Below are 21,213 nucleotides of genomic sequence, written 5' to 3'. Positions count from 1 at the left end.
AGAAGCCCAAAGTAGATGGAACACTTTTCCTATGAGTAAGACTCCTGCTTCTAGCGATCACGGCGCGTTTCCTTCTTCCCTAAGGACCGCCGCGGGCATTGCGACTGTGTTTATGCTCGTCTTGATTCTGGTGGCGTTCACGGTCGTTCCATCATTCTCGCCTGTCCACCAGTCATTTCTGTCCGGCGTGATCGGCAGCTTCGCAGGCAGCATCCTTGCGTTTTTGTTGGCTGTCGTTCTCTGGCGCATCGAGCGGGCGGTTCTCGTAGCAGAGCGTGCTCAGGATCGTGCGGATGCCCGCCGCAGCGAGATGGAACGCAACGATAAGAATCTGCTTCGGGAGTGTCTGGGAGCGGCCAATCAGCTGCGGGCTTTGGACTATTCGGTGCTGAAGGAAGATTCCTCCAGCACTGCTCGGGAGAAGTACTTCACGGGACTGAGAATCTCCCAGGCTGTTTCCTTGATTGCGGACAATGCGCTGAGGGACGAAGCCACATTCATCAATAGCCTCACAGGCAGGGATGAGTATCTCGATCACATGGTGGCAGGCAGAGCTACCCGCCTTCGTACAGCCGCTACATGGTTCGGTCGCTTGGTGTCGCTGGACCCGGACGTCGATGTCAGCGAAGCAAGGCCCGACAACTATGCAGACTTGCAAAAATTGATGAGCGAATATCATGACCACAAAGCTGAAGAAGCTGAGATGTATGACGCGCATGAACGTGAAGAACGGGAGCGCCTGGCCAAAGAGTATGCGTCATCCATGGAGCATCAAGGAACCGATCCCGGTCCCGCTACCGGTTAGTAACAGCCCAGCCCGGACACCGGCGCGGTAAAGCGATCCATCGCGGGTGTCCAGGCGGTCCTGCGCTTACGGGCGCTGCTCTGCTTCTTTGATGATGTCCATGGGTCCGGTGACGATCTCCTGGACGAGGTCCAGGGCACCGGGCATCTCCTGGCTGGTCTCGTAGAGACTCTTGTAGGAGTTCCGTTCGCTGGTGACCAGAGCCAGGGCCCGTGAGAGAGCCTCGACGCGCTGGTCGGTGGTGTGACCGGCCAGGGCCTGGATCTCACCGGCCATGTCGATGCCGTGGAGCTGGATGTACTTTTCCCATTTCTTGAAGAGTGCGTAGCTGTCCGGATTCCGGCCGATCGACAATGTGAGCGCGATGGCTTGATCAATGTCGTGCATCCGATTCCGGCTCAGTGTGCCCAGGGGTTTCCTGAGCCGTGAGACGTCGACGGTGTGAATCTGCTCGCACAGCGCCATGGCTTCAGCCTGGGGCTGGTTCTTGCCGGTCATAGGGGCAGGAACCAGGATATGCGTGGGGCCTGAGCGCTTGCGCGCTGAGGTGGTCAAGTAGACGATCTGCACAAACCCAGAGTGGTTCCCCGTGACGTTGTTGGAGACAATGATCGCGGGGCGGTTGCTCCACAATTCAGTGCCCACTGGCGGGCGTAAGGGATCTTCAGCGACCATCCATATGTCTCCGCGCAGGTAGCGCGCTTCCTGCGGGGCGGGGAGCGGGCCCTGGTGGCTGGTCGGAGCCGAAGGCGCGCTTCGCAGGTGAGGCGAGTGTGAAGAAACAGTGCTCGGAAGCGGTGCGGCGGCGGTCGGGCGCGGAAGAGGTTTGGTGAGGGTGGCGGTAGACATGCGGACACAATGTCCTTTCAGGAGAGAAGTGGGCACCCGGCTGGTGCGCAGGGGCATCATCCGGCCGGATGCAAGAGCGTGGCTAGAGCCAGGTTGGCGAAAACGAGGTCACCAGGTGGACGCTGACCTTCTGGTCGATCAGCCCCTGAAGGGTCTGCTCCACCTTTGAGGCCAGCTCGGTGTCGGAGAATGCAGCGTCCGGCGGTACGGCGGCCGTCAGGTTGTTCAGCTGCCGGCGCAGGTGGTCAGTCCGGGCTTCTTTGGTCGGGAAGTGCAGGATGGTGTTCATGGCGCTGTTGTCGTAGCTCTGGAGCACCGAGTGCATTGCGACGGGGACGCCGGCGACGGGTTCCTCGGGAACAGGCTGGTCTTCGAGGTAGATGTCGATGCCGTAGCTGGTGTAATGCTCTGAGATCGCGTCGATGGCGCTATCGGGATCCGCACCGCCGAAGCTGAGCAGGATGTCGGTGACATCGACCTGCCGGACGTCCCTGCGATTGTCCTTCAGCGCTTCAACGCAGGCGTCCCGGCGTTCGGCTCGGGTGGCGTGCACTGTGTTGTTGAGCAGCCTGCCGTCTTCAGTGATGACGAGGGCGAATCGGGCTGTGTCGGGTTTCTGATGGGGCATGGCGGTCATGGTTGATTTCTTCTCTCTGGAGTGGGAGGTGGTGGGGAGGGCTGGTTGGCTAAACCAGCGGTTCTGCCGCGGCGATGAGCGCCTTGGCGATGGACAGAATGCCGTCCCAGCCAATGGCTGACCGGTCCTGGATCAGTTCCTTCACGTCAGCAGTCGTCGATCGGTACGTTCCCGTGGCTTCGTCGCGGAGGTCGAGGACGGTGAAGTTGTCATCGAAGTCGCCGACCAGCGTGATGCTCAGGCCCGGCAGCAGCGTGTCCCGGAGGATCGTCGCCACTGATTCAACTGTGTCCGTGAAATCGGCTTGCTCATAGATGACCTTGCCGGCGTAGTCGTCGGGGTGCAGCGTCTCGGGCCCGGCTACCGGCTCGTCGCCTTCCTGCCGGAGCAGCGCATCGGTGAGTTCCTGGTCGCTGAAGTACAGCGCCTCAGAAGGGATAACTTCCTCGACCGAAGTGATGCTGTGCTTTCTGTGGTCCGTGAGGTTGATTGCTTCGTTGAGGGCCACCAGGACATCCGGTGCGTCGACGTAGGTGACAACGCGCTGGATGCTGTCGTCGCCGCGTACACGTCGATGCGTGGGGACGGTGGGTGAAAAGCGATCGAGCCGGTAGGGCTCGGAAATGACGCGGTACTTGGTCATGGCTGATTTCTTCTCTGTGGTGAGTGAGGGTGGGGGCTGTGGGGTACAGCAAAGCCAATGGGCGAGACTGGCGTGATGCCAGGCTCGCCCATTGGCTGTTTACGGTTCTGCTGTGTTGTGGTGCCGCGGCCGCGGAGAACTACCTGTCCGCTAAGCCACAGCGCCGGCCAGGACGCCTTCTTTCTTGTCGGCGTCGGCCGCTGCTTCGTCCTCCGCTGCGTCATCGGCGGCCGCGCTCATGAGCACAGGTGCGCCCAGGAGGATCGGGGCCGGGTCGGCTTCAGCCGTGATGTCGGTTCCGCTGGTGCCGTCGACGACATCGACCTCTTCAACGTCTCCGTCGATGATGGTCGGCTCGTCTCCGACGACGGAGATACGCGCAGCGTTCTGGATGTCGCGTTCCTCTAGGGCGGTGAGCAGCAGCTTGTGATCAGTTTCGATCCGAGCGTTCTTCACCGTCCCGTAGCTGAGGATGTACTCCGTGTTCATGGCCCGGGTGAAGGCCACGTAGTACATGCGCTTGGCTGACTCGTCCATCTGGGAGTCGTACTTGTGGATGACCACGACGTTGTCGAATTCCAGGCCCTTGCAGCCGTGGATGGTGCTCACGACCAGGTCGGCCTTCGCCGCGAGGTTCTTCTCCTTGCGCTCCTTGTTCTTCTGGTTCATCAACGACTGCTTGATGGAGTTGTGGCGGATCTCGTAATCGAGCAGGCATCCGCGCAGGTTGTCGAAGAACACGGCGTTGGTCATCTGACCGGCGCCGCAGAGTGCTACCCAGCCGTTGATGGCCGAGCTGTTGGCCAGCCACCAGTCCTGCATCATCTTGATGACGGGCTTCTCAGCTTTGTCAGCGTTGCGGGTGAGCTGATCGAGCTTCTTGATGATCTCCTGGGTCACCGTGAAGGAGGCGTTTGCCGGGCTGACTTGGCACACGTCGTTCCAGAACTTCTTGATGAACTCGCTGAACACAGTCGTCGAGTAGGTCCGGTCAGAGACCAGGTTGGCGACGTTCCGCCCCGGGTACATCACCTTCAGAACTTCCTCCATCGCCGTGACTTCGCGGCGGCTGAAGGCCAGGAACGCAACTTGCTCACCCCGTGCCAGGCACTTGTCGATGTACTCCTTCACAGAGACCCGGATGATGCCCGGCAGATCGGCGCCAAAGGCGGTGACCCGCGGGTACGGCCGGTAATCGACGGTGACCTTCTCCTGGAAGGACGCCGCAGTCGGCAGCGCCAGGCTGTTGGCCTGAAGCTGGATATTGGCGTACTGGTTCGCCTCGATGTCCGAGAGGGACACGTTGGCGAAGTCCAGGATCTCCTGGTTGGACCGGTAGTTCGTCGTCAGTTTGAAGGTGGTGAAGACTCCGGAACCTTCGAGCGCGTTCAGCGCCTTGGGGTTCGAGGACCTGAACTCATACAGGGTCTGGGAGGAGTCCCCGACGATGTACATGTTCTCCTTGTGCTTGGCGACGTACTTGAGCACGTAGATGAACTCAAAGATCGAGTTATCCTGCACCTCGTCGATGATCAGGTAGCGCGACTTCACATGCGCCGGCTCGATCATCGTCTCGATCTTCTGGTAGCAAACGATGATCTCCAGTTCCAGGGAGGTCTGGCCGATCCGGTCGAGCACGGCCATGACATCGTCGAAGTGCGACTCGATGAAGGTGTTCATCGAGGTGAAGGCGCCACTGGCGTTCTTGGCCACCTCAATCAGGCGCTTGCGGAACGCGGCTGCGAGATCGCTCTTCGGGTAGAAAATGTCCAGGCTGTTGATGATGGTGTCGATGCTGGAGAGCTCGTGCTTGGTGTAGTTCGCGGTGTAGATGTCGTGGATCATCCTGGAGATCGTCATCGAGCCCACGTTCGGGTTCTTGGCGATGATGTTGTCGGCCGCGGCGTTCGTGAACGACAGGACCGTGATGTCCTTGGGGTTCACACCCCGGGACGCCAGGTGGTCGATCCTTCCCAGGATGACCGTGGACTTTCCGGTGCCGGCCCCGGCCTGCACCAGGACCAGCGGGTCATCGGTGATGACCGCGTTGCGCTGCTGGTTGGAGAAGTGCCCGGGGACAACTGCCGTGGCCGTTACAGCCGGCGGTGAGGTCAGCTGGGTCTTGATCTGGCTCAGGTGCTCCAGCGTGTGGCTCATCAGCAGGGAGAGGTTCTGTTTGGAGAACATCAGTGCGATGTCAGGAGGGCAGATGGCTGCCAGCGCCGTGTGGATCTGGCGGTAGGCGTCCAGTGAGACGTTGTAGGTCTCCAGGTAGCGCAGCTGGAAGGCGAGTCCGTTCAGGGCGGTGTTGCTGGGGCTTCCCTTGGCAAACAGCTCCGTGATGTGCGTGCAGATTTCATCGGCGAGGTCATCGCTGGCCCAGAAATCAGCCAACCGGCAGATGCGCTCGTACACGTCGTACTCGCTCATCCACTCGGCCAGATCGTCGATGTTGACCGAGACCGAGTGGCCGGAGACGCCGCGGCCGGAGGTAGCCCTTTTGATCAGGTCTTCGATGTGGTCCAGGGGCGTGTAGCTCCAGTCGATCACGGCGAATTCCTTGTGGCTCTTGCGCGACGCGTAGTCGATCAGCGTGACGGCGTCCGAAGGCGCAGCCTTGTCGACGACGTAGACCTCCATGCGGTATTGCATGTTGAGTTCTTTGGTGATCTTGTCCCCGGCTGCGTCCTCGTAAAAGATGATGCCCTGGGGCGTCAGGTCCACGAAGACGTCGAAGTCGAGCTTCGGTGCGTTGGCGGTGACATGGAAGCGGTCGTCAACATGGGGCACGGCCATCTTCAGTCCCATATCGCGATTGTCGCGCAGCGAGCTGGCGAGCAGTGGAGCCATGGGGATCATGTGCGTGGTGACAGCACCCGAAGTGGTCTTGGCTTTACGGGTGATTTCGTCGTGCGGAGAGGTGAAGGCGCTGACACTTACGGTGTCGCGGCCCGGGCGGACGGTCTGGTTGATCAGGCCAATGGACTTGCCGTTGCCGGTTAGAATCTTGCTGAAGAATTTGGGGCCGTTGGTGCTGGAGGTCTTGGCGACAGCGGTCAGTTTATCGAGTTCGATAGGCATGATGGGTCCTTGATTTTCTCGTGTGTGAGGGTGTGTGTGGTGACATGCCGCAGCGCAGCGGGCGCTGTGTTGTTGAGCCGGCAGCTGCGCTGCGACATGGTCAAACAGGGGTCAAACAAGCCCGAAGATCAGCGGTGGGAGTCGCTGTATTCTTCGGTGTGCTCCGTGGCTGCCCCGGCCTCTGTGGTGCCGTCGGCGGCGCTTTCGGCGTCGTCGGTGCTCTCCTCGGAGGGTCCGGCGGCAGGCCAAGCCTGGGAAGCTGACTTGGCGTTGAGGGCAGCGTGGAGCAGGGTGTCCTCGATGTGGCGGCGTGCCGTGCGGATTGCCGGTCGGGCGCCCTGGGATTCCAGGTACGTCGTCTCAGCCAGCCGGTACAGCTCGTCTTCAGGGATGGTGCCCGGCAACAGGGCTGCCTTGCGGGGCTGGTTCTTGCAGATCAGCTCGCGCTCACGCACGTAGCTGCCCTGGAGAATTTCCCGGTAGACATCAGCGTTGAGCGGGTTGAAGCCCACGATCTCGCTGAACCGTGCCAGGAACTCGGTGTCGAAGTGCTGTTCCAGATCGCGCACGAGGTTGCCGTGCGTGGGAACATTCCGTGCACCGAAGCCCGCGAACTTGGTGCTCATCGTCTCCTTCGCGGCGTTGGTCGTGGCGATCACGATTGCCTTGGAGAAGTCCACTGCCTTGCCCTGGCTGGTCCTGATGTAGCCCTCGTCGAAGGCCGACAGGAACAGCCTCTGCACCGACTGGTCGCTCTTCTCGATCTCGTCGAGCAGGATCACCCGGTACGGGTTGGACTCCAGGCAATCGAAGGGCAGCTCGGCGTTCGAGGTGGAACCGACATAGCCGGCCGGAGCCCCGATGATGCGGTTGATGGCCGCCGGGGAGTGGTACTCGGTCATGTTCAGGATGATCGGGGGCTGTCCCGTCAGCTCCTTGGCGATGATCTTGGCGATTTCGGTTTTGCCGACGCCGGAGGCTCCCGCAAACAGCCACGCAAGGGGCGTGGTGCGCGGGAAGACTCCCAGGTCATCCCGGTGGAGGGTCTCCACCAGTTTTTCCGTGATGCTGTCCTGGCCCTGGATGCGCGAGAGCTCCTGACTGAGCTGCTGCACATTCAGGCTCTCCTTCTGCGCGTGCCCGGTCATGAGGCGCATGGCGACCTGACGGACGCGGCGTTCAGTGGTCGGGATGGTGGCGGTGGCATTGAGCATCGCAATTGCGGCGGTGTTCTGGGTCGCTGTTGCCTCGGCCAGCCGCTTGTTGAAATCGAGCACGGTGTCGGCCATGGCACGATCCAGCAGCGTGAGGGCGTTGTCCGGGCGGTGGTGGCCCGCCTTGGCATACTCATCGGCCACCGCTGTGACTGTCGCCAGCACATCGTCGGTGACGGTGATCTGGTGCTTGTAGTGGGAGGTCAGCCCGGCGCGGGCTGCGAGCAGGATCTCCAGGGTTTGTTCGCGGTTTAGCTCGTCCACGATGAGCCGGGAGAACCGGCGGTTGAAGGCCGGATCGTCGTCGAAGGACCGCGACTCCTGAAGAGTCGTGGCACCGATGACGTGCATGTCGCCCCGCGCCAGTGCTGGCTTGATGATCTGCGCGATCTTCTCGTAGGTCGAGCTGCGGTCCGTGGTCAGCTGGTGGATCTCGTCAATGAAGAGAATCGCCTTGTTCTTGGGATCGCAGATGAAGTCGACGAGTGCGGTGACGCGCTCTTCGAGCTGGCCCACGATGCCGGCCCCTGCCACCAGGGAGGACAGCGGCAGTTCGTAGATGGTGTGGCCTTTGAGGTTCTTCGGGATCAGCGGATCGTCGTTGGCGATACGCCGGGCGATGTCTTCGACGATCTTGGTCTTGCCCACACCAGCGGCACCGACGAGCAGCGCGTTGGGCTTGTTCTTGCCGATGATGACCGAGATCGTCTGGGTGATGACGTCGTCGCGGAACAGCGTGGCACCAGCGTTCTTGAAGCGGTCGTTGTAGTTGAGCAGGATGTCGGTGATGTCGTCCATCGACCCGGTCATGCTGGCCATGGAGGGCATCGGAGGAGGGTTGGAGCCGGCGCCGCCCGAGGGAGGTGTGTTGCCGTTGCCTGAGTTGCCCGTGGTGAAGTTGTTGAGACCCATGACGGGGCTCCTTCCTGATGATTTATGGAGCCTCCGGCTGTTTGCACAGAGGCTGTAAACGCCTGTGGGGCGACTGGCTTGGTGCCAATCGCCCCACAGGACTTGCGCTGCTTGGTGGTGCTGTCTTGCTGAATCGAGCTAGAGGATCAGCCCCAGCATTCGCTGGGCGATGGCCGGCTCGATGTGGTGCATGTTGGTCGTGTACTTGTGCGCGTAGTGGGTGATCGTCGCCCAGTCCATGGAGGAGCAGGGCGCGTAGTAGAGGTTCTTCGGGTGTTCCTCCCGGGTGGTGGGCGGGAACCACTCGAAGTCAGTGATCACCAGGGACAGGCGCCGCTTCCGGGCCGAGGACATGTTGATGTAGTCCCAGATCTGCTTGAACTCCGTGCCACCGGAGACCTTGGGGATCTTCCGGAACTCATTCCAGATCTGGCCGACTGATTTGTTGGCCGTGCGCAGCAGCACCTCCTGGGAGAGCATGTGCGAGAAGGAGTTGAAGTAAAGATTGACGTTCAGCTTCTTGGCCATCGAGATCAGCATGATCACGGACTGCTGGTAGTTCTCCTCACTGATCGAACCGGAGGTATCCACGTAGACGTGGATGTCAGGCATGTAGTGGGTGGAGACCATCCGGCCGGGCTTGTTCCAGTCATCCGGGTCGCGGCGGTTGGCTTTGACGAAGGAGGACTTGACCTTCCGGTAGATGTTCTGTGACCGGTTGACCTGGCCCATGCGCTTGAGTGCACGCGTCAGATCCTTGATCAGATCGACCTTGCTGGGGGCCTGCTTGCGGAACTTCACCTGTGCGGAACGGCCGTGCTGCTGGTTGGCCTTGTTCATGTTCGTGGCAGCCGCCTGGGCCTTGGCTGCTGCACGGGGCAGAGCCGTCAGCTTGGAAAGAGACTTGTTCGAGAGGATCTTCACCGGCGAAGCGATCGAGGTGTTGATCATCTTCCACTCGGAGGCGACCTTGTTTCCGGTCGCCCGGGCGTGGGCTTCGACGTTGACGATGACCAGGGTCCGCGGCGAGTACAGCTCCGAGAGCAGGAACGGCATGACGCCGGTCTCCGGGGTGGTGTTCGCCTGTGCTGCCGTTGCTTCGTTCTGACGGACGTACTCCATCAGCATGTGGATGATGACCCGGGCGAAGGAGTATTCTTCGTTCTCGTCCCCGTCGTCCTTGCGCAGCAGCAGCGACTCCGTGAGTCCCTTCAGCGAGATTTTGCTGAACTCGTTCAGCAGCTTGGTGGTGTCGGCAGGCAGGACAGCGCTCAACGTGGCCGTGGTTCCGCTGAGCCAGGTCTTGAAGTCATCGAAAGCGGCACTGGACTGGAACCAGAACGCCAGGGTTTCCGGGTGGTAGGCGTAGGCGATGGAGGCGAAGAGCTCTCCGGCGTCATTGACCTGTCCGGCCAGGAGTTTCTTGGCCGCGGGAATCACGTCCGACTGCGCGGTGTAAATGCAGGTGGGCGTGGGGGTCGGCAGCTTGCACTGGACCCCGGCCTGGACGGCGAACATCTCGTTGACCAGCAGTGGTGACTTCTGGTCGTAGTAGATGCTGCCCTGGGCGATTAGGGATTTCACGGTGTTTTCGGCCTGGGCGTCCACGGTGTCGCCGAGGCAGTTCAGGACCAGTTGCGTGGTCTCATCCTGGTCCAGGGTGTTTCCCTTGGAGTCGCTGATGGCAACGGGGTGGGTCTGGTTGAGCGGGGTGTAGAGCGGCTCAACGATGGTTGCGGTGATGCCCGCCACGGGATCGTAATCGCCCGAAACGGGGAGCTTGTGCACAGGGCTGAACTGCGTGGGCTTCTGATTGGTGATGGTCAGAACCATGGTGGGCCTTCTTTCTGATTTAGGGGGAGCAATGCAACGGAGCCGACTCTGATGAGTCGGCTCCGTTGCAGCACTCTGTGCGGGATGGAACTGGGTTGGGGTGCCGGGCTCCTCGAGCGGGACCCCGCACGAGGAGCCCGGGGGCTGGTTAGAAGATGCCCAGGACCATGCGCATGGACTCGGCGATGGGCTCACCGGTGTCCAGGAAGGCGTTGACGTTGCCTTCATCGAGCTGGGAGTTGGAGGCCAGCTTCACCAGATCCTTGGTGTGCTCGGTTTCCAGCTTTGCGGTGACCGCGGCGAGTTCCGCGATGAGACGGCTGTTGTCGGCCTTCTCGTAGAGGGCGTAGAGCAGGCTGCCGCTCTTCTCGCGGTCGCTGAGGCCCTTGAGCAGGTCCATCAGGTCTGAAGCCGTCTGGGCGCCCTTGAGCTGGTCGTAGACCTTGGGCTTGGGGGCTTTGTGCGTGACGGTGTTTCCGGCCCCGCCGCTGGCCAGGGTCTCGGAGATGTTCGAGACCAGGTGCGTGGTGAAGTCGGTGTTGCCGATGTGGCCTTCCAGGATCTCGTTGAGCAGGGTCGTGTCGCGGCCCTCGATCGAGACGGGGGTCTGGAGGTACTCCTGGAGCGTCTCGTTCTTCACCTTGTTGAGCCACCGGCTCACGGCGTCGATGGTTCGGGGAGTGGTCAGCTGGAGCATCTCCTCCCCGGAGTCGAAGAGATCGGCCACGGAAGCCTGCGCGGTCTTGTCGTCGTCATCGGCGTCCCCGTCAACGGCGATGCCGTTAGGGGCCGACTTCTGGAAGACCAGGTTCGGGTACTGGGTAAGCACCTTGGCAACCCAGTGGTTCAAGCCGTCACCGAGGATGTTCACCAGGGTGGCAGCATCAGGCTCGACGTTGTAGAGCGCAAAGCGCGAGAGGGACGCTTCATCCAGGGTGGTCACGTTGCCCTTGTTGTTCCCGGCAATCATCAGGCGCAGGTTGTCGGGCAGAGCCACAGAACCCAGGCGGCGCAGGGTCACCAGCGTCAGTGCAGCGGAGGTGACATCCGGAGTGGTCCGGTTGATCTCATCCAGGAACAGCAGCGGGTTCTCGCGCGGGTTCGCCAGAGCGTACTCGATGGATTCCTGCACGACGTGGTGCGGGTAGAAGACCTGCGAGTAGCTCTTGCCGTTGGCGGTGGGCACCAGGCGCGCACCGGTCAGGTCAGCCTTGTCAGCCAGCTGGTTGCAGGGAAGTACGAACGCCTTGGTGTTCATGCTCCGGGCCAGTTCCTCGACGAAGGAGGACTTGCCGATGCCCGGCTCACCCATCAGGGCGGGGACGATTTCCATGTCGAGGTCAACGGCGATGACGTCAATGAGGGTCTGAGTGAACTTCATGATGATTTCCTTTGGCTTAGGTGTGTGTTGTGCGTGGTGGGAGCTTTGGTGTGTGGCTTTTTGAATGCTTTTCGGTGGCGTGAAGCGGGTGTCAGGGCCCCATGTAGGCGACGGCTTTGTAGCCGCCGATGCTGGTTTCGTCGCAGATGAGGCAGTCGAAGTAGCCGTTGCCGGCGTCTTCCTCATCGGCACAGCTGATGTGCCTGGCGGATTCAGCGAATGCGCGGGCGCTGTCGCTGAAGGTGGAGCTGGTCTCGGGGTCCAGACCCAGCTCCTGTTCGTCGAAGCCGCCAACCCAGGCGAGTCGGCAGTGGTTGCAGATATGGCCGTGGATTTGATCCAGGCCATCAAGATCACTGGCGCTGCTGCCGGCGGCCTCGGACTCGGGTTCCTGGGTCCCCTGTGGCGCGCTCATCGCGGTGCCTTGCAGACGCAAACAACCGACTCGTCGGAAACCAGGACCTTCGTGGTGCTCTCACCAGCGAAGTAGAGCGAGCCGATCTCGGTCTCAGCGACGATGAATCCGGGGCTGATGTTGCTGGGGTACACCTCGCCACTGATGGCGAGCGTGTCCCCGGCCGGAATGACGATTTTCATGCCTGTTTTCAGGTCTGTGTTGTTGACGATGCTGATGGTGGAGGACATGATTCTGGTCTTTTCTCGTGTCGGTGACGCGAAGGATGGACGAGGGTCAAGCTCGTGGTGGAAGAGAAAGAAAAAGACTCCAGCGCCGGGGTGCAGGTGGAATTCATCGCAAGCGCAACATCGCTGTCTGTCTCTAGACAGCAGCCGAAGCCCAAACTGGATGTACCTGCACCCCGGAACCTTCATCTCGCGGCGGGCGAGGCGCTCAGTAGCGCTCCCCGCCATCGCATCTCCCGGCTACGCATCGCGTAGCAAACAGCCAGAGGCTGGATATGGCGCAGCCATGCCTCACGCAGTGAGGTTTTATGCCGTTGCTCTTTTGCCGTCCCTCGCCACGGCACAAAAAAGACCGCCATCCCGGTAAGGGCTGACGGTCTTTTTTGGACGGGCTTGACGGCCCGGAGGAGGGGTTTGGTTAGACGGGCGGCATGCCGGCGGCTATCGCGGTCCGGTTCCACTCCTTGATCTTCGCCATGAGTTCCTTGTTGAGCGTCCGGGCGGCGGCCCCGCCTGCGCGGTGCTCTACTCCGTGGACCGTGATGCGGACGGGCTGGCCGTTGAGGGCGAGCAGCATGTTGCTGAGCTCGCGCGCAGTGCTGGAGTGCAGGAAGTGGCGCGTATCGCCCATATCGAGCGCGAGACATTCGTCCTCGGCGTCATCCGTGAGCGTCACGGCGACGTTCGAGGTGAGCAGGTCTGCTAAGACCCCGTCCCGCTCAGCCCTGGCGACGGCAACGTGACCGTGCGGCCAGTCGGTCGGCATATCCGGTTCATGGGTCTCGGCGGGTATTGGGTGCGTGCTCATGGGTCTCCGTTGTACTGGGTTGGAAGGAGGACAGGCGTTCTATCGCCTCAGTTCTGGTAGAGACCTTTTTGGATCAGGACGTCCTTCCCCGGGAAAGGCCCCATCTTGAGTTGGCTTTCTATCCCGTGCCAGGTGTGTCCCTTTGCGGTGTCAACTGCATTGGGCAACATGTACCCATCATGAGTCCACATCGGGTAGACCTTTCCATCCGGGGATGCCCACGTTTCAAACGGAGCAAAGAGCCTGTATTCCCGCGGAGGACTTGCTTTTACGGCGTCCTCCACCACTTTGATGACCACAGGCGGGAGCAGCACCGAGTAACTGAAATGGCCGCCGCGTGACGGTGCCAGCTCCGCAAAGTCCTCGTCTGCCTCCTTCGGTCCCTTTACCTTGACCTCATACACCGACCCCAGCGCAGGACCCTTGTAGTTCGGCAGCAGTCCAAGTGCGACCCGGGCAAAGAGCAGGGCGTATGCGGTTGCCAACTCCAGTGATGTCGTGACGAACATCTTTTTGGGGTCGAACAAATCGTAGTTCCGCCTCAAGCTGAGGGCTGTGTCTGTGTAAGGCAGGATGCAATCGCCGGGAACAAGTCCCGGAAAGCCGCCGTGGTAGAACCTGATTTCGTCAGGCTTCTTCTTCATGTTGTTTTTCCCCATTTCAGAATTATGCCTAAGAGATGGATGCTTTCTTTCCGTCATGGCGCGGTGGCGCTTCCACCGGCGGTCATCTGGGCCTGGAACGACTCGAAGAGTGCCCCGTGGTCCAACCTGCCGCGGGTGATGTCCTCGACAGCTGTCTGCACGTCGTCCGCTGAGCCGTAGAGGTCCGGGTCCATGGGCTCTGTGTCCCACTTCAGAACTGTTTCCCCGGTGCTGTAGTCGTGCGTGAGCAGGCAGCCGGTCCGGTCCATGGTGCTCAGGTCGATCGTGACCGTGCTGGCGGTGGTCCCGTCACCTGGCGTATAACTCGCTCCGACGATCTCGTAGTAGCCATCGCTGGTGCCGGCGTTGAACAGTGCGTCCTCGGGGTGTATCTCAGACATGTTGGAGTGCTCCTCGGGTGTTGGTCCTGGATGGCGGGTGCACTGCTTGTGTGGGGGTGACGGTGCTCAGTGCGTAGCTCCACCTGGAGCCGAAGCGCTTCTCTTCGATGAAGCCAGCGGTGACGACGACGTTGGCCGGCCGGTCCTGCATGATGGCGGCGAGCTGCCTGTTGAGCAGTTCTTCCGCATTCTTGCGGGTGGACATACGCAGGTCATGGAAGGTGATGTGGATGATGCCGGTGCCTTCGGTGGGGCGATAGACACTGTTGAGGGTGTAAGTTTTGCGCGACATTGGACTTCCTTCTTTCTGCTGGGCTGTCAGCACAGGAATTGCGTATTTGTGCACAGCCCATCCCGGTAGCTGGCAAGCTACTGGCCTTTGCGGTTGGTCCATGGGCAGAAAAAACAGAGACCACGAGGTGGTCTCTGTTTTTGAGGTGATGAAGTGGGGGCAGTGCGCTCAGTTCGGGTTGTTGCTCAATCCAAAAGCTGCCGCGGTTGCTTCGATGCGGTCGGGCCTGAAGCCGGACCAATGATTGTGCTCATCGACCACGACGATAGGTGCCATGCTGTAGCCGAGCTCTTCGGTGACGTACTCCAGGGATTCCTCCGACTCAGTGAGATCGACCTCGCGGTAGACCAAGCCTTTCTTGTCCAGGGCCCGTTTTGTGGCGGTGCACTGTACGCAAGCAGGTTTGCTGTAGACGGTGACGTGATATTCCGCGTCGGGCGCTGCCGGCAAATCTACTGTGCTCATACTGCACTCCCCATTCATAGCTACTGCCGAGCCTCGGTGTTGCTGCTGGCAGATCGGCGGGCGATCAGTGACACTGTTGCGTTCATCAGCAGCGGCATCTCGTTGCGGTATTCGTCGTGCTTGGTCCTGGGCGGGATGACCTGCTGGGCGGCCGTAAAGACCAACCACGCCTGGTCGTTCTCGTCGTAAGGGTGGTCCACGACATCCTTGATGGCCACCAGAATGGCGGTCAGCCGGTTGTAGAGCACTCCCAAAATGGAGAACTCCCAGCGGGAGTAGTCCCCGTGGAACGTCGCCAGGTCGCGCTTGTGCGGCTGGCGGGTCATCAGGTCCACGATCTGTGCCTCTCTGGGGATCTCGGGCTTCTCTGCGTTGATGTCCAGCTCGACGGTCGGCGTCTCCACTGCCTTCTCAGCCAGGCTGGCGTAGAGCTCAGCCCACTCGGGAGCCACCGGCAGGACATCTTCATCCGGACCCAGGAAGCGCTCTGCCGGAACATCGGTGCGGGTGAAGGTCACCCAGTGGTCCAGCAGGATCTCGTACCAGCCGTGTTCTTCCCGGAGCACCCGCTTGCCGGTGGCCAGCGGATAGTCCCAGAAATTCGCTGGCAGCGGCATCAGGAGGTGGTAGCCGCGGCCTGACATGGAGAGTTCGCTGTACAGGGTCTCGGACATGCCCAGCAGCTCCGCTGCGACCTCCGGTGGGCAGGTCTTCTCGATGTCGAGCACCAGCAGGCCGTCGGTCTGGGCCTTGAGGTAGAAGGCGTTGTTGGCAGCATTGGGCAGGACGGCTTTGAGTTCGTTGAGCGTCACCAGGCAGGTCTCGCTGATCTCCCGTGCGCCCCAGAGCCGTCCGGTTACCATGAGTTCGCGCATGTCGATGGGCATCTTCTCGTTGTCGGAGACGGACCAGCGTGAGTGGCCAGCCAACAGCTGCACGGCAGGGTTGGTATAGAAATCCGGGAAAAGTGCGCCGGGGTCTATATCGGTCGGGCACAGAGCTTGTGGCTGAGTCATGGAGCTGTCACTTTTCTGATGATTTAGGGGATGAATTTGGGGGGCGTCGTGAAAAAAGACCCGGAGTGCAAAGCGAGGGATTCTCGTTGCACTCCGGGTCAATTCGTGGGGTAGTGCGGTGTTTCAATTCCGGCTGACGGTTCTAGCCGGAGTAGGAGATGCCCTGTCCCACCGGCTGCTTGGCCGGGTCGTTCCAGGGGCTCTCGTCCCCGGCAGGCGCATCGCCGAAGGCCGAATCGCCGCCGGAGTTGGCGCTGGCAGCATCACGGGCCGCCAGCTGGGCACGCAGACGGGCGAGCTCCTGTTCGGGGGTCTCGACCACCTGCACAGCCGGCGCGACCTGTGCCGCGGGGGCCGCAGGTGCCGGAGCCGGACGAACGACCGGGGGAGTGGCCACGACAGCAGGTGCTGCCGGGGCCGGGGCGGGAAGGCCCGTCGCCGCGTCGGTGTTGGCCGGCAGAGACTCCGCGGCCGCGTAGGTCTCGCCGGTGCTGGTGGCGCCAGCTGCAACAGCGTCCGCACCGGAGACCTGCTTCGGCGGAGCCGCGAAGATGATGCCGCGTGCGGCGAGCTCTCCGGTGTTCACTCCCGGGTTGTAGTACCGGACCGGCTCGTGCAGCAGGACCAGGTCCAGGGACAGCCCGCAGTTGGAGTAGCCCTTGGGCTTGTAGACCCGAAGCACCAGGGTGACTTCGAGACCGGCCGCGAGGTCGCTTTCCAGGACGATCTGCTCGACCTCGCCGGCTTCGTTGGTCACGCCGACGATCGGCAGGTTCGTGGACTTGTTGTCCATCGAGTAGCACTGGCCGTGATCGGCGTGCTTGGAGGAAATGTAGCGGCGTTCGCTCACGAAGATCTCTTCGGGAGTCGGGCTGGCCGGGTTGGCGAAGACAACTTCGGCTTCGGAGAGGTTCACGGAGGTGTGGGCCCGGCCGATGGCGTTCATGTTGTTCTTCAGGCGCATGGCGTCTGCTTTGGCCAGATCCTCACCGTCGACCAGCTTCGCCAGGCGGGAGTACGTGAGCTTTCCCTTGATGTGGACGGTCGTGTTCGGGGTGAGCTGGGATGCGGTTACCTGGTAGTTAGCCATGTCGGTAAGCCTTTCGATAAAAGGGGGCGTATTTGGGGATTGACATTGGAAAACCAGCGCATTTTGCAAGGTTTTCCGGTGAACGTTGTTTGGCATTCCGGCGTAGCACTAGGGTAGCAGAAAGCCCTGAATTATGAGTAGAATCTAATTATTATGTGAGTGACACGCGCTCCGTTTTCGATGAGAGGTTGGCAACTGTGGGAACTGAAGTGAGCACGGCACCCAAGGCAGGTCCGCTGGGATATGGAATGGCCCCAGTGGCCGTCGCCGGAGGGTTCACATTGATCTGTGCGCTTGGGTTGCTGGGCGGAGGCTACGGCGTGCTGACGAACGCCTTCGCGTCTCTTGCCACTCCGCCTGCAATCCATGCCGCACCGGTCGCCGGTGCTGACCAGGCCGCAGCCAACGAAACCGGCGACGGGACTGGAACCAGTACCGCCGGACCCACTACACCCCCGGAGCGCGGAAGCGCTCCTGAAAAAGCTCAGCCCGCCGACACGGTGTATTTGATTCGCTGGGGAGACACCCTGTCTCAGATTTCACGGGACACCGGGGTCAGTGTGGAGCGTCTTGCGCAGTACAACTCGATCCCCAACGTGGATCTGATCTACGCCGATGCACTCCTGCGCATTCCTTACATCCTGATTCCAGGCCAGGACAACACAGCGGCGCCCCAGAAATAACGCCATGGGGAAATCACGCACCCGCCGGCCGCCGAAGCGGCTGCGCGCGGTCGTGGTTTTGGCACAGAAACACGGATGGTCTTTCAGCCTGACCACGCGGGGTCATCCGCGCCTCTCACCTCCTTCCCACGTCAACACTTCGTCGGTCGTGTTTTCCAGCACCCCCAGTGATGGACACGGGGACAAAAACTCCATTGCCCGTCTTCGACGGGCAGGGGTTCCGGTGCCGCACCGGTAAGCTCTGACATCCAGTCACTCAAGGCACGTTGCGCCGGTAGAGTTCCCATGGGCTGCCAACGATCCGGGGAAGACCCGAGTGGCTATTTGATAGGGAAGGTCCGGGAGAATGCTCGACGACACCTGGCGCATTGACGTTGAAGTGCTCACTGATGAGGCGTCAGCGGAGAATGCGGCGAAATACTGGGCTTGCCGGGCAGGGGCGAGGGGAAAAATCGCCTGGGAACACCAGTCCTCCGATCTCTTTGGGACGGTAAGTGCCAGCGAGGCTGCCACCCTTGCGGCCGAACACGTCGTGGCGACCTTTATCGGGGCGGCGTGCCCGGGCTGCGGGGCGATACCCGAGGGGATTGTGGTTGCTTCCCGGGCCGCAGCGTCAACAACGCGCTCCAGCAGCACCGGTTTGCGATGCGCGGCCTGCACGGCGACTCAAGCGATGGAAGCAGACCGTCACCGGGAACAGGTCAAGAACTGGCTCGCCTCCTTCGGCGGCCCGTTGCCTGATGAGCTGGTAACGATCGACGAGATGTTGCTGCTGGACAGGCTCAGCCAGTCGGACCCCTTCAAAGACAAACGGCTGCGCGGCGCGCTCCTCAAGAAGGCCGGGTTCTCCTCAAACGACGTCGGCCGGCTCTTCGACCTGGGAATCATCTATCCCGCGGCCGTACCTCAGCCGGCGAACATCGAATTCCTCGACGAACACATCAACTACCGCCCGCTTGAGATCGACTGGCACCCGTTCGGCGAAGGCACTCTCGATGAGCGCTTTGAATCCATCGAACGACTCGTTTCCGAAGAACTGCACGGGGCCGCTGAGAAGTTCCCCGCGGACCTCGAAACGCTCGCCAGGAAGTCGATCGTGTGGGAAGCCGAGCGGTACCTTACGTTGCAGCTCTACGACCGCGGCATTGATGACCCGACAGAAGCCCAGCTGACCCGCTTCCGGGAGTCCATCGTGGAAGCCTGGGCAGACCACTCCCTTGGGGAGTTCTACTATGCGATCTGGCCGGGGTGCGCCAAAGCAGCAGACAACAAAGCCCGCAATCCGCGGATGGGCAGGGACGCTGTGACAGGCTCCGCGGTGAATGCGATCGTGAATACGTTGAGCGAGTTCAGTTCAGGGCAAAGGCCGGCGAAACGGTACACGCAGCCCTACAACCTGCCGCTGGGTTCAACGACGGTGTCAGTCTTCCGGATTGCGCTTGACCTCGATCCGATGTCAGCAATTGAAGGCGATGTTGCCGCCGTCCTGGGCACAGATTCCCGGCCGTTGCCTGCTCCGGAGGCGATCCTGGAAGGGGTCCGGCACGTCTACTCAACGTGTCTCCGGTCAATGCCCGAAGAACACGCCTACGTCGCAGCGATGGTCGGCCTGGATCTGTTGGTGGGCCACTACGACACTGAGACGATCAATGCAGCGCGCGCAGCCTTCACCGGAGGACGGTTCTCCGCGCGTATTCCGGACTGAGTCCGCTTCCGAAAACCACCCCGCAACGGCACCCCCTGAATCGAGAAAAAGCTTGTGAATGAGAATAAGTTCTTCCCGCAGAACTCCGGCGAGTGTCAGCAGATGCACGGGGAAGTGTCCGCCGGTCAGCGAAAGTTCGTTGTCAGCTATTGGACCGGGCTGGAAATCTTCCACGCCCACATCCGTCCGGAGCCAGGTCACACCGGCGTCGTTGAGGACCCTGAGCTTGGTCAGTTTCTGAGCCAGACGATCCTCAGCTACAAAATCCTGGAAGCCGACAAGCCCTTCCAGCGCGGAAGGTTCCAGCAGATCGAAACTGTTCCCGACGAACAGAGGATGGGGTGGGCCTCAGACATGGTCCGCGCACTGCTGACCTTTTTCCCCACCACTTATTGGAACAACGAGAATCTCAATGAGATGAGCGGCCCGTTGTTCATGAAGTTGCAGGCTGAATTCCCGCAGCGGATAGCAGCGATCACTGACAAGGGTGACGGCACCTACCGGGTCGCTGAGAACCCGATCCCGGGTGCATAACCGAGTCCGCAACGGGACACCTCCCGGGGATTGTGATGTCCCCATGAGGTGTCCCGGGAATCAGGCTCAGAACACAGCTGCGTTCAGGTCGTAGAGATCGCTGGCGAATTCCTCGGCCAGCGCCGCGAACTCGTCGTTACCCAGGAACACCGCGCTAAGCAGACCCTCCTGGACCTGGTGCTTGCGCTCCAGGTTCAGCGGCAGACGGGTGTCGTGCGTGCCCTTGGTGATCAGCCTGTAGATGGTGACCGGCTTCTTCTGACCCATCCGGTCCAGGCGGCCGTTGGTCTGGATGTAGTGCTCCAGCGAGTACGGCACGGTGTACCAGATCAGCGTGTTGCCGCCGTCCTGAAGGTTCAGTCCGTGGCCGGCGCTTGCCGGGTGCAGCAGCATCACCGGGACTTTCCCCTGGTTCCATTCCTTGACCATGGCCCGGGAGCCGTCGAAGGGCCGGGCGTCGTGGCCCAGCTCCGTAAGTCTGCGCAGGATCTCTGCCCTGTCCGAGCGGAACATGTAGGCCACGATCACGGGGCCGTCGGTGTTCCGGATCAGGTAGTCGGTCATCTCGACCTTGTGCCCGTGGATGACCCGGTAGTTGTGGTCCTCGTCGGTGTACAGGGTGCCCGAGGCGAACTGGACGAGCTTGTTCGTCAGTACCGCTTGGTTCTGGGCGATGATCGTCTGGATCGGCTCGCCGGGGTTCTCGGCCGCCAGGTCCAGGACCAGATTGGTCTTGAAGTCCCGATATGCCGCCAGCTCGTCCTTGGTCATCGAGATGTTGACGTCCTCGATGGTGGCGTCGGGCATGGTGATGCTGGTGTTCTTTGTGCTCATCACCAGGTGGGCCACGCGAGCATAAATCTCCTCTTCAGCACCTGGCAGGGGCTCCCACGCAATGGGCCGGTTGTTGGCGTACTTAGTGACCCTGAAGTACTTCTGCTTGTAGGAGGTCATCGTCTCGCCCAGCGCCAGGCCCTGATCCAGCAGGTAGACCTGTGCCCAGAGGTCAAGCAGCCCGTTGGGGGTGGGTGTGCCAGTGAGCTCGATCAGCCGGATGATGGCCGGCCGCGCCTGCTTCAGGGCCTTGAAGCGCTCGGATGAGGGGTTCTTCACGCCCTGGGACTCGTCGATGATCACTGTCTGGAAGGGCCACTGGAAGACCTTGTTCCTGCCGGTGCCCAGCATCGGCATGTTGTCGACCAGATCCTTGGCCAGCTCCTGGTTGATGAAGTACATCGTGGGCGGCTCGGTGAAGACCTCTTTGTAGCGTTCCAGGCGCTTGGCGCGGGTGAGCTTCTTGTCGTTGTCATTGACGATCAGCGACCGGGTGCGCAGGGGAATGCCCCATTTCTCGATCTCGTCGATCCAGGTGGAGCGGGCAATATTGACCGGGGCGATGACCAGAATGTGTCCGGACGGCCTGATCGAGGACAGCGAATGCAGAACTGTGAGTGTCTTGCCGCCGCCAACCCCAAGGAAGATTCCGCAGTGGGGATGGTCGATTACGTACTGCTTGATGAGCGCCTGGTGCGGCAGCAGGTCGGGCATGGTGATGGGCACGGGGCAGCCGTCCTTTCG

21 protein-coding genes are annotated in these 21,213 nt (G+C 61.3%); 4 read left to right on the top strand and 17 right to left on the bottom strand.

Features of this window, described 5'->3' with window-relative positions; genetic code table 11:
- The first annotated feature begins 31 nt into the window (after positions 1 to 31).
- Positions 32 to 805, top strand: coding sequence for a hypothetical protein (locus ACVWY0_RS05485; protein ID WP_485835783.1), 774 nt, complete (start codon positions 32 to 34; stop codon positions 803 to 805).
- A gap of 66 nt (positions 806 to 871) precedes the next feature.
- On the opposite strand, the gene ACVWY0_RS05480 is transcribed toward ACVWY0_RS05485, so the two are convergent.
- From ACVWY0_RS05480 to ACVWY0_RS05405, 16 genes are all read right to left on the bottom strand, one after another.
- Positions 872 to 1,654, bottom strand: coding sequence for a type II toxin-antitoxin system PemK/MazF family toxin (locus ACVWY0_RS05480; protein ID WP_485835782.1), 783 nt, complete (start codon positions 1,652 to 1,654; stop codon positions 872 to 874).
- An 82-nt stretch (positions 1,655 to 1,736) separates the two neighbouring features.
- A complete protein-coding gene (locus ACVWY0_RS05475) occupies positions 1,737 to 2,291 on the bottom strand; it encodes a hypothetical protein (protein ID WP_485835781.1) in 555 nt (184 codons plus the stop codon).
- Positions 2,292 to 2,340: 49 nt separating this feature from the next.
- The gene (locus ACVWY0_RS05470) at positions 2,341 to 2,934 is read right to left on the bottom strand and encodes a hypothetical protein (protein WP_485835780.1); all 594 of its coding nucleotides are present in this window, start codon (positions 2,932 to 2,934) and stop codon (positions 2,341 to 2,343) included.
- 150 nt (positions 2,935 to 3,084) lie between these two features.
- Positions 3,085 to 6,015 (bottom strand): UvrD-helicase domain-containing protein, encoded by a 2,931-nt coding sequence (locus tag ACVWY0_RS05465; protein WP_485835779.1) that lies wholly within the window; start codon positions 6,013 to 6,015, stop codon positions 3,085 to 3,087.
- A gap of 128 nt (positions 6,016 to 6,143) precedes the next feature.
- On the bottom strand, positions 6,144 to 8,141 hold the full coding sequence (locus tag ACVWY0_RS05460) for an AAA family ATPase (RefSeq protein ID WP_485835778.1): 1,998 nt from the start codon (positions 8,139 to 8,141) through the stop codon (positions 6,144 to 6,146).
- A gap of 138 nt (positions 8,142 to 8,279) precedes the next feature.
- Positions 8,280 to 9,974: a hypothetical protein gene (locus ACVWY0_RS05455; RefSeq protein ID WP_485835777.1), complete on the bottom strand. Its 1,695-nt coding sequence runs from the start codon at positions 9,972 to 9,974 to the stop codon at positions 8,280 to 8,282.
- 148 nt (positions 9,975 to 10,122) lie between these two features.
- A complete protein-coding gene (locus tag ACVWY0_RS05450; protein WP_485835776.1) occupies positions 10,123 to 11,355 on the bottom strand; it encodes an AAA family ATPase in 1,233 nt (410 codons plus the stop codon).
- A 91-nt stretch (positions 11,356 to 11,446) separates the two neighbouring features.
- A complete protein-coding gene (locus ACVWY0_RS05445) occupies positions 11,447 to 11,770 on the bottom strand; it encodes a hypothetical protein (protein WP_485835775.1) in 324 nt (107 codons plus the stop codon).
- Positions 11,767 to 12,000 carry a hypothetical protein gene (locus ACVWY0_RS05440; protein ID WP_485835774.1) on the bottom strand — a complete coding sequence of 78 codons (234 nt, stop codon included), beginning with the start codon at positions 11,998 to 12,000 and terminating at the stop codon, positions 11,767 to 11,769. The genes ACVWY0_RS05445 and ACVWY0_RS05440 overlap by 4 nt, the downstream gene beginning before the upstream one ends.
- Before the next feature lie 415 nt (positions 12,001 to 12,415).
- Complete coding sequence (locus ACVWY0_RS05435) at positions 12,416 to 12,805, bottom strand: hypothetical protein (RefSeq protein ID WP_485835773.1); 390 nt, start codon at positions 12,803 to 12,805, stop codon at positions 12,416 to 12,418.
- A 47-nt stretch (positions 12,806 to 12,852) separates the two neighbouring features.
- Positions 12,853 to 13,464 (bottom strand): hypothetical protein, encoded by a 612-nt coding sequence (locus ACVWY0_RS05430; protein ID WP_485835772.1) that lies wholly within the window; start codon positions 13,462 to 13,464, stop codon positions 12,853 to 12,855.
- A gap of 38 nt (positions 13,465 to 13,502) precedes the next feature.
- Positions 13,503 to 13,850 (bottom strand): hypothetical protein, encoded by a 348-nt coding sequence (locus ACVWY0_RS05425; RefSeq protein WP_485835771.1) that lies wholly within the window; start codon positions 13,848 to 13,850, stop codon positions 13,503 to 13,505.
- The gene (locus ACVWY0_RS05420; RefSeq protein WP_485835770.1) at positions 13,843 to 14,142 is read right to left on the bottom strand and encodes a hypothetical protein; all 300 of its coding nucleotides are present in this window, start codon (positions 14,140 to 14,142) and stop codon (positions 13,843 to 13,845) included. The genes ACVWY0_RS05425 and ACVWY0_RS05420 overlap by 8 nt, the downstream gene beginning before the upstream one ends.
- A gap of 168 nt (positions 14,143 to 14,310) precedes the next feature.
- Positions 14,311 to 14,607, bottom strand: coding sequence for a glutaredoxin-like protein NrdH (nrdH, locus tag ACVWY0_RS05415; RefSeq protein WP_485835769.1), 297 nt, complete (start codon positions 14,605 to 14,607; stop codon positions 14,311 to 14,313).
- A gap of 20 nt (positions 14,608 to 14,627) precedes the next feature.
- Positions 14,628 to 15,623, bottom strand: a complete 996-nt coding sequence (locus ACVWY0_RS05410; protein WP_485835768.1) for a hypothetical protein — start codon at positions 15,621 to 15,623, stop codon at positions 14,628 to 14,630.
- A gap of 142 nt (positions 15,624 to 15,765) precedes the next feature.
- Positions 15,766 to 16,713 carry a hypothetical protein gene (locus ACVWY0_RS05405; protein ID WP_485835767.1) on the bottom strand — a complete coding sequence of 316 codons (948 nt, stop codon included), beginning with the start codon at positions 16,711 to 16,713 and terminating at the stop codon, positions 15,766 to 15,768.
- Between the two features lie 209 nt (positions 16,714 to 16,922).
- Between ACVWY0_RS05405 and ACVWY0_RS05400 the strand changes: the two genes are divergently transcribed.
- The 3 genes from ACVWY0_RS05400 to ACVWY0_RS05390 all read left to right on the top strand — a co-directional run bounded on the left by ACVWY0_RS05400 (position 16,923) and on the right by ACVWY0_RS05390 (position 19,635).
- The gene (locus tag ACVWY0_RS05400; protein ID WP_485835766.1) at positions 16,923 to 17,396 is read left to right on the top strand and encodes a LysM peptidoglycan-binding domain-containing protein; all 474 of its coding nucleotides are present in this window, start codon (positions 16,923 to 16,925) and stop codon (positions 17,394 to 17,396) included.
- 346 nt (positions 17,397 to 17,742) lie between these two features.
- Positions 17,743 to 19,101: a hypothetical protein gene (locus tag ACVWY0_RS05395; protein ID WP_485835765.1), complete on the top strand. Its 1,359-nt coding sequence runs from the start codon at positions 17,743 to 17,745 to the stop codon at positions 19,099 to 19,101.
- Between the two features lie 54 nt (positions 19,102 to 19,155).
- The gene (locus tag ACVWY0_RS05390; RefSeq protein ID WP_485835764.1) at positions 19,156 to 19,635 is read left to right on the top strand and encodes a hypothetical protein; all 480 of its coding nucleotides are present in this window, start codon (positions 19,156 to 19,158) and stop codon (positions 19,633 to 19,635) included.
- 66 nt (positions 19,636 to 19,701) lie between these two features.
- Here ACVWY0_RS05390 and ACVWY0_RS05385 read toward each other — a convergent pair whose 3' ends face one another.
- Positions 19,702 to 21,195 carry an SNF2-related protein gene (locus tag ACVWY0_RS05385; RefSeq protein WP_485835763.1) on the bottom strand — a complete coding sequence of 498 codons (1,494 nt, stop codon included), beginning with the start codon at positions 21,193 to 21,195 and terminating at the stop codon, positions 19,702 to 19,704.
- Positions 21,196 to 21,213: the final 18 nt, after the last annotated feature.

This window comes from Arthrobacter sp. UYNi723 (assembly GCF_054057635.1).
This window is presented reverse-complemented; position numbering and strand designations above follow the sequence as displayed.